Origin of the sequence: Sphingomonas sp. GCM10030256 (genome assembly GCF_042666415.1) — a bacterium.
Taxonomy (GTDB): Bacteria; Pseudomonadota; Alphaproteobacteria; order Sphingomonadales; family Sphingomonadaceae; genus Sphingomicrobium.
Map to the genome: position 1 here is coordinate 221,302 of NZ_JBHTDI010000003.1, position 10,549 is coordinate 231,850.

General features: G+C 60.9%; 9 protein-coding genes. 5 read left to right on the forward strand and 4 right to left on the reverse strand.

Features of this window, described 5'->3' with window-relative positions; all coding sequences use genetic code 11:
• Nucleotides 1-261: 261 nt before the first annotated feature.
• Genes ACFQPG_RS12215 through ACFQPG_RS12230 form a run of 4 tightly spaced genes read right to left on the reverse strand, consistent with a single transcriptional unit; the run spans nucleotide 262 to nucleotide 4,896 of the window.
• Entirely contained in the window at nucleotides 262-1,422 is a 1,161-nt protein-coding gene (locus tag ACFQPG_RS12215) for an OprO/OprP family phosphate-selective porin (RefSeq protein WP_380813732.1), read from the reverse strand.
• The gene (locus ACFQPG_RS12220; RefSeq protein WP_380813735.1) at nucleotides 1,419-2,243 is read right to left on the reverse strand and encodes a hypothetical protein; all 825 of its coding nucleotides are present in this window, start codon (nucleotides 2,241-2,243) and stop codon (nucleotides 1,419-1,421) included. The genes ACFQPG_RS12215 and ACFQPG_RS12220 overlap by 4 nt, the downstream gene beginning before the upstream one ends.
• Nucleotides 2,240-3,781, reverse strand: coding sequence for an ABC transporter transmembrane domain-containing protein (locus ACFQPG_RS12225; RefSeq protein WP_380813738.1), 1,542 nt, complete (start codon nucleotides 3,779-3,781; stop codon nucleotides 2,240-2,242). Before ACFQPG_RS12225 ends, ACFQPG_RS12220 begins: the two co-directional genes overlap by 4 nt.
• On the reverse strand, nucleotides 3,778-4,896 hold the full coding sequence (locus ACFQPG_RS12230) for a DUF1611 domain-containing protein (protein ID WP_380813741.1): 1,119 nt from the start codon (nucleotides 4,894-4,896) through the stop codon (nucleotides 3,778-3,780). Before ACFQPG_RS12230 ends, ACFQPG_RS12225 begins: the two co-directional genes overlap by 4 nt.
• A 519-nt stretch (nucleotides 4,897-5,415) precedes the next feature.
• On the opposite strand from ACFQPG_RS12230, the gene ACFQPG_RS12235 reads away from it, so the two are divergent.
• The 5 genes from ACFQPG_RS12235 (at nucleotide 5,416) to ACFQPG_RS12255 (ending at nucleotide 10,311) form a co-directional block, all read left to right on the forward strand.
• Nucleotides 5,416-7,443, forward strand: a complete 2,028-nt coding sequence (locus tag ACFQPG_RS12235) for a TonB-dependent receptor (RefSeq protein WP_380813744.1) — start codon at nucleotides 5,416-5,418, stop codon at nucleotides 7,441-7,443.
• Complete coding sequence (locus ACFQPG_RS12240) at nucleotides 7,440-8,588, forward strand: PepSY-associated TM helix domain-containing protein (RefSeq protein ID WP_380813747.1); 1,149 nt, start codon at nucleotides 7,440-7,442, stop codon at nucleotides 8,586-8,588. The genes ACFQPG_RS12235 and ACFQPG_RS12240 overlap by 4 nt, the downstream gene beginning before the upstream one ends.
• Nucleotides 8,589-8,624: 36 nt before the next feature.
• Nucleotides 8,625-8,900 carry a 4a-hydroxytetrahydrobiopterin dehydratase gene (locus tag ACFQPG_RS12245; RefSeq protein WP_380813749.1) on the forward strand — a complete coding sequence of 92 codons (276 nt, stop codon included), beginning with the start codon at nucleotides 8,625-8,627 and terminating at the stop codon, nucleotides 8,898-8,900.
• A 192-nt stretch (nucleotides 8,901-9,092) separates the two neighbouring features.
• Nucleotides 9,093-9,887 carry a phenylalanine 4-monooxygenase gene (locus ACFQPG_RS12250; RefSeq protein ID WP_380813752.1) on the forward strand — a complete coding sequence of 265 codons (795 nt, stop codon included), beginning with the start codon at nucleotides 9,093-9,095 and terminating at the stop codon, nucleotides 9,885-9,887.
• Nucleotides 9,888-10,083: 196 nt separating this feature from the next.
• A complete protein-coding gene (locus tag ACFQPG_RS12255; RefSeq protein WP_380813726.1) occupies nucleotides 10,084-10,311 on the forward strand; it encodes a hypothetical protein in 228 nt (75 codons plus the stop codon).
• The last annotated feature ends 238 nt before the right edge of the window (nucleotides 10,312-10,549 follow it).

Here is a 10,549-nt window from a genome sequence, read left to right on the forward strand (position 1 = left end):
TTGACCACGACTAAGCCGCCACCGACGTTCTGGGCTACAACTGGAGTAGCTATCGAAGCCGTGCCAAACGCAAGCGCGGCACCCTGGATCCATCACTCGGTGTTCGGCTGATTGCCGACTTCGAGTATATAGCGATCTAGGTTAGGGGATATGGCTACTCGGAGACCTGCACGAGATATCCGTCCTGGGTCGCTGAAGGTTCCCGTAAAAGAAGTGAGCGACCGGGTTCACAGACTGTGATCGGTCGCCCAATTCTGCGGCTTAGAAGGCAACTTGCAAGCGGAGCGCGCCGACGTCATTGCGCTCACTTCGGGATCCGTCCACTAAACGAATGCGTGAGTTGGTGTAGTTCGCCATCAGCCTAAGATTGCGATTGATGTACCAATTTGCGCCCCCAGTGATTGCGCGTCCTACGCCTCGCTGGACCATTCCATCGCTCAGATCTAAGCGGCTGACACGCGCGGCAAATTCGACCGCACCTTTCCCTTTGCGCAGCGCAGGACCGTTGAACACGCCTTGGCCCTCCGAATACTCGTAGCGCTTGGCGCCAAGCACGACCCAGCTCGCCTGCACGGTTTGCCCGTTGAACGAGAGATCGCTGGATTGGCCGCGTTCGAGCGATACCCTGTTGCCGTGCGCCTGAACAAGGAGCGGACCGTTAGCGAGAGCGACTTCGCCATTCCAGGCGGTAAGCTGGTCCAAGTCGCCGATCGTGCCCGAAGACATGAGCCTCGGAGCGAGCACGCTTCCGGCGTCGGCCGAAAAGGCGAGCTGTTCGGTCGTGCTGAACGACCTCCGCTCGCCGGCGCCGGCGAAATGGAGAATCCGGCCGCCCCGATTGATGGGCGCGAAGGTTACGCGTGCCACAATGCCCTTGCCCCGCTCGATCGAGCGGTTCTCATCGTTGTCCAGCGCATCAGTAAAGTAGCCCCCGCTCACCGACCAATGTTTGCCGTGTGCGGAAACAGCTCCACCGAGGCCAAATCCCGGCGTCAGGGCGGTCGCCAGAGACCGCTCCATAAAGGGCATCGTATTGGAGCTCTGGAGGTCCTCGCCGCTGAACGGGACGATAAAATTGCCCCCCTTGATCTCGACGTTCTTTACGGGCTCTGCCGAGAGCCACACATTTCGCCACCCCTTGGAATTGCCGGCGAATTCCTGATCGACCCGGAAGCGCACAACGTTGGCTACTCGCCCGGAGAACTCTAAGCGAGCACGGCGCACAGCCACGTCAGTCGTTTTGTTTCCTAGCATGTCATCGAACCTAGCAGCATCCACGTGAAGGCGGCCGCCCAGATTCAGATCGAGTGGCCCCGCTTCAAGCGAGACGCCTCGGTGATCCACCTTTACTCCGTCCTTGGCATTGGCCGGCGCAATCAAAGCGGCACAAAAACAGGCGCCGAAAGCAACATAACTCTTCAAAGCGTTTCCCCTAAGTGGTTGGACTTAAAACCGAGCAACGAATATGTGAGCGCGACAAGCCCCCGCCGTTGCGCAACGTCGAAATTGTGTCGTGTGCGCGGAAGAATGGTCAGTGAGCAGTCGGCATTCAGCCCAGATTCGCGCATCGCTTTGTACCATCGCCGGGCACGCTTGACCCGGTCCTTGCCCTGGAGAAGATCGAGGTCCGGCCGGCGACGCAGGGATTCGTCGGCGCGCGTATCGCGCTGGCCAACGATGATATGCAGGGCCAAGCGGGCCACGGCCTCCTGGTTGATCGGCTCAGGTGCATCGCGGAGACCTAGTGGCCAATCGATGGCCTCATCAGGCCAGCTGTACCACCCGGCAGACACGGGCACGCAAGTCCGTACACGCTCGGGGTGCAGCAGCGCGAAGCGATGGGCGAATTGAGCCCCACCGGAGAAGCCGAACAGATCGACCTTGTCTCCGCTGATTGGCCATCGTGCCGCGACCTGGGCCAGGATGTCGAACAAGGCGTCATCCGCGCGCAGCTGCCGCCGGCGATCGACCACCTGCTGGTAGGCTCCGTAGACGTCTTGTCGGAACAGCGGGGCAATCAACGGAACGCCGAAGTCTGCCGCTCCCTCGGTGAACCGAAGTATCAACTCGATAGCATTGCGGGAAATGCCGTGCACGAGCACCAGGGGAATGGAGCCCTTTCTCGCGGAGGACGGCACCAAGACAAAGTATTCGCGGGCCGGACTGCCAGGGATGCGATGGTATTGTGGGTGAGCGTTGGGCTGTGATCGTTCAGCCGCGCAGGTCGCCTCAACTGCTCTCATGCCGTGTCTCCCAGAGAGTGAGACTCGAAGCTGGAGATCAGAGCAGACTTCTCTTCGAGACCTGTTCCATCAAGCAACCACCGCCGATTAGCGAGCGCGCGGAGCTCGCTATCGGCTGTGGCGATCAGAACGACGCCTTCCCAGGATGGCAGTAGCCTGCGCAATCTTTGCACATCATCCGAGGAGACGGGCAGCTCCGCGAGATCAAGTAGCAGGACGGGCGGCTTTCCCGCGACAGCCCTGATAAGGTTAAGGCTGACCGGATTGCAGAGCCTGCTCGAAGGAGCGATACCCCAATAGTCGGCAATCGCCTGCAAATCCGTTTCCTTGAGATTTGGCAAACGGTATCGGATGTTGAGCGCGGCACTTCCAGAAACGATTGGAAGCGTGGCACTGGCGATCCCCACAAGATGGCGCCGGACTTTTGACGAACGAGCGACCAGCGAGCGGCCTTTCCAGCGCGCATCGCCCGACTTCGCGGTGGCGAGCCCCGCGAGCGTTTCAAACAGACGGCGGCGAAGCTCGGGCTCTCCATCTACTACGACGATCTCTCCGGAAGCAGCCTGAGCTTCGAGCGACGTTTCGCTGCCCACAACATGCAGAGAGGCGAGTTCAAAGCCGGTACCTGCACTTCTGCGCGGGAGCCCTATGGAGCGAGATTGCCTCGGCAAGCCCAGCAGTGAACGGATCCTCGCAAGTCCAATTCGCCCTGGGATCATGAGTTCGGCTGCCCGGGCAAGATCCCGCAGTGCTAGCGCAAGAATTCCTGTTGCGACCACACCGCTCGCGACGCCTGCGCTGCCTGGTTGCTGGTTGAGCAGCACCGCTGCAAGCATGGCGGTGGCGCCCAGATGCGGCAGTGCGCGCATGATCCCAGTAAGCCCTGCGCGTCGCAAAGATGCTTGATTTAGCCTTTCCACCCGCCGGTTCAGCCGCGCCGTCTCGCTATTAGCGCGGGCGCAGATAAGTACAGTTGCCTGGGCAGCGAGCCGCTCGGAAGCAAAAGCCGCAACTCGACCGCGCTCCCGACGCACCCTCTTAACCGCTCGAGTCAAGAACGGCAGAACGGCTGCGCCCGCGACAATGATTAGCGTAATGATTGCTGCAATAAGGGCAGCGATACGCGGCTGAGACAAGGCAAGCCAACCAAGCAATCCCGTGAACGCCAGAACTGCGACCAGGCCTCGCATGATGCCATCGCTAACCCACTGCCGAACGGCCGTGAGGTCACCTACGAATGATTGCAGCATGGCCCCATGTCGCCGCCGTTGAATGATTGCCGGTTCCACCGCCATGAGGTGCCTGAACAAATGTTCGCGCACCTCGGCCGCATAGGACAGGCCTACCGCCTCGCACAGTCGCCGCTGCAGCACCTCAGCCAGAAAGACGGTAATTGCGGCGGCAATCAGTGCCGGCGAGACGCGCGCCTCTGTATGCAGAGATTGCGCTACCACGATGGTAGCCGCAAGCTGCACAAGGGCGGAGCTAAATACGCCTGCAAGCAACCAGCGTCGCGAGGGACTTGCGACGGGGATCATTCGGCTGCCCGGAGTATTCCATCAGATTTAGTGGAGCAGAAGACGATCGTCGGGGCGTGAAGAGGATCGCGCAACTGCTCCAAGGTGCAAACCTTTTGTCCCATGGCCTCCTCAGCCTCCAGGCGCGCAAGCGGCGAGGCGGTAAACAACCCGGAAATAGCAAGCACATGATGGCCCCGGCGGAGCAGCCACTCGCGTCCCGCAAGGGCGCCCATGGCGTCCGCAGAGGCAAAGATTACGCCATCAACCAAGGAGCGCAAAAGAGGAGAGGTCAGCAGGGCTGCTGTTTCGCGCTGAAACAGTCCGTCGGCAATCTCCAAAACGATTACGTCAGGGCGGTTATCAGCAAGGTGAGCCACCAACGATGCTGCTATACTTTCTGTTTTCCCTAGAGCCATACCAGCGGTGGACGGGAAGCCCATATCGGTGAAATCCAGCACGCGTGACGCGCCAGCATCGAGCATGCTCCACAGATCATTCCCCGATCCTGTCCCGGTGACCTTCGCGGCTGCAACCTTGAGGCCTGCCCGCGCGAGACCGTGAATGATCCCAGCCGCCGTGGTCGTCTTGCCCGCGTTCATGGACGTACCCGCCACGGCAACAACCCGAGGGCGAGAGGCTGGACAAACGCGAGATCGAAGTGCGAAGTGTCGAAGGTTGAACACTCGTCCCGACGGATCAGCGACCAGTCCCACCGGCTGAATCCGTGTAGCACGACGCATGCGGCTGTGTTTGCTGATGACCTTGCTGGCCAAGCCCCCCGCCGCGACCAACTCGCAAGCACCAAGATCACTAGGCACGATCGACTCAAATTGATCCGGCGCATAGCGTTGGCCAAAGGCAACCAGGATCTCGTCGCCTTCGTACATCTCTGCCCGGCGCCCGTGCGGACTTTCCAGTTTCTGATGCTGACCGAGCTTCTCAACCCGAGCAAGCACGAGGTCGCCGGGTTCGGGCTTGGAGAATGTGCAAAGCTGTAGCCGCCCCTGCAGCTTCACGTTGCGGGTGGTAAAGGCCGTCTTCGCCCGAGTCAGACGCTCCTGGCTCAAGACCATCCGCCGCTCAGACGCAACACTCTCACTTTCGGTCTCGACGGACCGCTCCTCATGAAACACGCAAGGTACTCCACTGTCGTTCTCTCATAAGAACGACCAATGGCCCGTCTTTCTCCTGCGCCCGCCTAAGATGCTGTTAACGGTCCTCGCAGGCGGTAAGCGCAGGCATTTGGTACGAACGGCCGCTTTCGCGCGTCATCCCCGAAGTCCGGACGTTCTGCTGACGGCCACTTGCCGACACTCAGACTGGCGCCACCCAAAGTCCTCGACTGGTGGGAAGCGGAGTGGCCGCTTGCGGGTCCGCACCGGCGGAAATCAGACGTTCGCCCGTCCCCAGCTCGGGCATCGGCTTAGCGCCCGTGCGGACGTCCAACGGTAAACGGGAGCTTCTCCAAAGGGGCATACGACGCCTGCCAGTTGGGGTTAGGCAACGAGGCAGATGTCAGCGTTACTGCCGACGACCTATTGCGATTGACTCTCAATAGCGGTAGCTGCGCCCTGGTTTTCAGATCGGGGGGAGTTCGGGTGGTTATGTGGTTCGCGTTGATGTTGTCGGCTGCAAGCCATGGGGCGGTTTCCGTGGCAACCGTCAAAGACGATCCTAAGGACGAAATTGTCGTAACCGGCGCGCGCCTTCAGAACGACTATGCTGCCAAGGCATCGAACGCGGGAAAAATTGACGCCCCGCTACGCGACATTCCACAGACCATCGATGTCGTTCCGGCTGCGGTGCTTCGCGATCAGCGCGCTCTTTCGGTCCAGGACGCGCTCAAGAACGTACCCGGCGTCGGCTTTTCGACGGGCGACGGTCAGCGCGACCAGGTCTCCATTCGCGGCTTCTCAGCCATCGCCGACCAGTTCGTCGACGGCTTTCGGGACGACGCGCTCTATTTCCGCGATCTCAGCAACGTCGACCGCATCGAAGTGATCAAGGGCCCGGCGGCGGTGCTTTATGGGCGCGGCTCGTCGGGTGGCCTGATCAATCGCATCACGCGCAAGCCGGGCGTGGACGTAACGTCGGGAACGCTCACCCTGGGCTCGTTCGACACCAAGCGCGCCGAGGCCGACGTCGGACTTGCTGGCGACCTCATCTCGTGGCGCGCAACTGGTGCGATCGAGCGCAGCGACAGCTATCGCGAGGGGCAGTTCCTGAACCGCGAAACCATCGCTCCATCGCTACTACTGCGGCCGGGCGCGGCGACGGAAGTGCTGCTGCAGGCCGATTATCTTCGTGACAAGCGCCTGACCGACTTCGGCATTCCTGCCTTCCAGGGCCGCCCGGTCAACGTCGATCGGGACACGTATTACGGCGCGGCCAATGCGCGCGAAGCCGACTACAACCGGTCACGCGTGCTGTCGCAGACCGCCTCGCTCAACCACCGTTTCTCGGACGCCGTGTCGTTCCGCAACGGGCTGCGCCACTACAGCTACGACCTCGATCGCCGCAACACCTTGCCCGGCAGCGTCAACGAGACAACGCGCCGCGTCTCGCTCAACCGCTCGACCGTCCACCGCAATGAGAAAGGCTGGTCTAATCAGGCCGAGCTGACCCACAAGTTCGGGTTGCTCGGCATGCGCCACACAGTGCTCTACGGCCTCGAGCTTGCGCGGCAGGTGAAGGACGTCACGACCGTTTCGCGCAACAACATCGCCACGGTCGACCTGTTCAATCCGGTGCTTCCGGTCGTCCCCGTCGCGCTGCCCAATGCGCCATCGGCTGATAATCGCGGCATCTTCACCAACACCGCGCTCTATATTCAGGACTTGGTTGACCTCGGGCACGGCTTCAAGCTGCTCGCCGGCGCGCGGCACGACTGGTTCAAGCAGCGCACGGAGCAGCGTATCGTCACCCTGCCCAACGTGTCGCGTAAGGACAGCGAGTGGAGCCCGCGCGCCGGTCTCGTGTTCCAGCCCGATGATGCACAATCCTACTATGTGTCTTGGAGCCGGTCCTTCCAGCCCTCAGGCGAAGCCTTCTCGATCGCCGCCAACAATGCAGACATCGCGCCCGAGGAAACAACGAACCGGGAGATTGGCGCCAAGTATACTTTGCTCGGTGGTCGGCTGAACCTCACCGTGTCGGTATTCGAACTTGAACGGACCGGCATCAAGGCTGCGAGTCCGGCCGCCCCGACGGTGCTGATCCCGATCGGCACCCAGCGGACGCGCGGGTTCGAGTTGACCAGTGCGGTTGATCTCGCTTCGGGCTGGCGCGCGATTGGCGGCTACGCCTATCTAGACGGCCGCATCACCCGCTCAGTTGCGGTCGACGCCGGCCAGCGGATTGAAGGCAAAAGGCCGACGATAACGCCAACCCATAGCGCAAACCTGTTCGTCACACGCAGCTTCGGCGAGCGGTTCGGCGTAGGTGCCGGTGCGAACTATGTGGGCAAGCGCTATGCCAATCCGGGCAACACGGTTGAGCTGCCGTCTTACTTCACCGCAGATGCAATGGCGTGGACGCAGTTGGGCAACGTGAGGCTCCAGGCCAATGTCACCAACATCTTCGACCGTGAATACATCGTATCGGCCCATGGCACGTCGCCCAACCTGAACATGCCGGGTGCACCGCGAGCAGTGTTGCTGTCGGCGCGAGTGGCGATGTGATTGAGGAGCGGCCGCCGCAGCGCGCCAAGCGTCGGTGGCGACCGCTCCTCCGCTCATGCCACGCATGGAGTGGGCTGGTGCTGTCGCTGCTTTTGGCGGCCATGGCGACAAGCGGAACGGTCCTGTTGTTCAAGGACGATTTTCGGCGTCTCGCCCTCGGTGCCACGACGGCCCATCCTACGGGCGATTCGCAACGTCTTGGCGGAATAGCTAATGCTGCCAAGGCACGCTTCGGCGATGATCTTCGCTCGATCCGCTTCGCCAGCACTGACCTGCCGGTGCATGAAGCAGTGCTGGCCAACGGCGGTGCTTATCTAGATGCCGACGGCCGAGCGGTCCGCATCTGGACCGGCAAGCGACCGCTCGACCTGCTGGTCGAGTTTCACCACAATCTGTTCCTGGCCGAAGCTGGACGAGCCGCCCTGGGGGTGGTCGCCACCTTCCTTACTGTGATGATCGTCAGCGGACTAATTTTGTGGTGGCCGGTGCGCCGGACGTGGCGTGCTCGGGCATGGCCAAGGAGCGCACGCCGCAAGGAAATGATTGCTGTGCATCGCGACGTCGGGGTGCTCATCACGCCCATTCTGCTGATAACGGCGCTGACGGGGATCGTGATCTCCTGGCCGGCCCTCATCCAACCCTTGTTCGATTTCAGCCGCAAGCCGGGCGTAATCGACACCCGGTCCGCAGGCTCAGTTGACTGGCGCGGCCCGCTTCAATCCGCAAGCGCTGCAGTGCCGGGGGCGGCGATCCGCAGTTTGAACTTTGGGACGGGCAATAAGCCGAAGTTGCTTCGGCTGCGGCATCCGGAGGAATGGAACAGCCAAGGGCTAAGCTTTGTCTGGTTCGACGGCGTGGGCAAAATCGCCAAGATCACCGACACCCATTCGGAACGCCGTTCGGCGCACGCCTATGGGATGATCTTTCCGATCCACAGCGGGCAAACTCCACAGCCTCTTTTCCGCATTCTCCTCGCGATCAGCGGGATCGGGCTACTCTTGATCTCGCTGTTCGGCGCCACTGCTTTTGCTCGCAAGCTGTCAGCAAAAGGGCACTTGGGCCTACAGAGCGGGCGATCCCCTTGCGACCATCCTGAAACGAGGTCGCCATCGTCAGTTAGTCTTAGGCAAACAGAGCGCAGCTAGCTCAGCTCAATCATGGAATCGTCCGGAGAATAGATCGTGGAAACCCCTGCAGCGCGGGCGCACCAGGATGGTGCCTATACTCGTGAGTTCGTCTTCGCTGACTTCGCGGAGGCGTTCGGCTTCCTCGCCGAAGTTGCCTTGCACGCCGAGAAGATGGACCACCATCCGGAGTTCACTTCCGTTTGGAACCGGGTCCAGTTTCGTCTGACCAGCCATGATGAGGGCAGGCCGACCGAGCGCGACCGAGACTTGGCCATGGTCATTGATCGGCTGGCGCTGAAGGCGCTTGGCCGAGCCGACCGCAAAAACTAGCGTACGCGGCTGCGGACATCTGGCATTCAGGTCCGGGTCACGATAAGTTGAGCCATGACCCGTCCGGTTGCCGTCGCGAGCTATTGCTATCCCTACGAGGTGGGGATCGGCTGACGCGCGTCTGATAGACAAGCAATCATCTGCCCCGCCCGACCACCGTCAGGCGGGGTTTTTTGTGCCTGGAGAACCCCGATGTTTGTTGAATTTAAGTCTCAGAGCGTCCCCACCCGGGCGAGAAGCTCTTGGCAGGCGCACCTCGTCGATCAGAACTGGTGCGACTTCACGAGCGAGGATCATGCCGTCTGGGACATCCTGTTCATGCGACAAATCAAGCTGTTGTCGGGCCGGGCGATCAGCCCCTTCTTGGACGGGCTGGATCTTCTGGAGCTAGCTGCACCCGGTGTGCCGGAGCTTTCGGGCTTGAACGAGCGGTTGCTTGCGCGCACTGGCTGGCGCTGCGTCTCCGTTGCTGGACTTGTGCCCGACGAGGCATTCTTCGCGATGCTTTCAGATCGCCAATTCCCGATCGGGAACTTCATTCGGACTCGCGCGCAACTGGACTACCTAGAGGAGCCTGACTGCTTTCACGACATTTTCGGCCACGTGCCCATGCTTGCGCACACCGGAATGGCGAACGCCATGCAATTGGTTGGAGAACTCGGAGTAGAGGCGATCGCCGCCGGGTTGGGACATCATGTGGCTCGTCTCTATTGGCACACTGTCGAGTTTGGCTTGTGCAGGGAAGCGGATCAGATCCGTATCCTCGGTGCAGGGCTCGCCTCCAGCTTCGGGGAAGCTCGCGCCAGCCTTGAAGATGAAAGTGTTGAGCGACGGCGCTTTACGATGGAAGAAGCGATCTCAGCGCCCTACCGGCACGACGCAATGCAGCCCCTCTATTTCGTGTCGGATAGCTTGGACGCGGCTGTCGATGCTCTCCGAAGCACCACTCTATCTAACCTCACCGCTCTTGAGCCTACGTCCGCTTGAGTGTCAGTGGATCCGACAAGCTGCCGTTCTGCTAACGGCCAGAATCAGTCACTCGGATACGTCTTCTAAAGCAACCTAAGTATTTGACTCGCTTTTATTTTCTATTCGATCTAAAGCTTGCTTCAAGCAGCCCTCCCCAGTGAGCTCGGACTGCTGAGAGTCTTAGCCACGCTCCCGCTCGAAGCAGGAGACAGCTATGTCCTCCCAGTTCCCAGTCGACGGCCGCGAGGCCCCGAACGTTCACGAATTCACGAATAATCACGCGAGCGACATAAGGCTTGACCTTGCTGCGCTGCGTAACAGCGTCACCCTTGCCTGGCAGGAGCGCGGCGTCATGCTCACACTGGAGGAACGAAAAGACCTACGGGACGAGATTCAGGATCTTTGCCGGTATCTTTCCGATTTAACGGCTTCAGGCGATTAGCCACGTCTCTGCCGCGCCAATAAACTCGATCGGTCGATCGCTGCCGAGAAGCGATCTGCCGACGAGGGGCCGCTCTATGAGATTGCCGGCGAAGTCCGGACCATCTGCTTCCGGCCAGATATCACCCAAGAGATGGTTTTATCCCTCGGCCGCTGTTGGCCGAGGAGATGATCCATGGGACATTCGATCTACGACCCCGGACAAGACTGCCGCCCAGCGTGGAACGTTGGTCGGAAGC

Bases quoted from the DNA above. Each gene is read 5' to 3' on its own strand.
- ACFQPG_RS12220 (WP_380813735.1), bottom strand. From the start codon at position 2,243: ATGAGAGCAGTTGAGGCGACCTGCGCGGCTGAACGATCACAGCCCAAC.
- ACFQPG_RS12225 (WP_380813738.1), bottom strand. From the start codon at position 3,781: ATGATCCCCGTCGCAAGTCCCTCGCGACGCTGGTTGCTTGCAGGCGTA.
- ACFQPG_RS12250 (WP_380813752.1), top strand. From the start codon at position 9,093: ATGTTTGTTGAATTTAAGTCTCAGAGCGTCCCCACCCGGGCGAGAAGC.
- ACFQPG_RS12255 (WP_380813726.1), top strand. From the start codon at position 10,084: ATGTCCTCCCAGTTCCCAGTCGACGGCCGCGAGGCCCCGAACGTTCAC.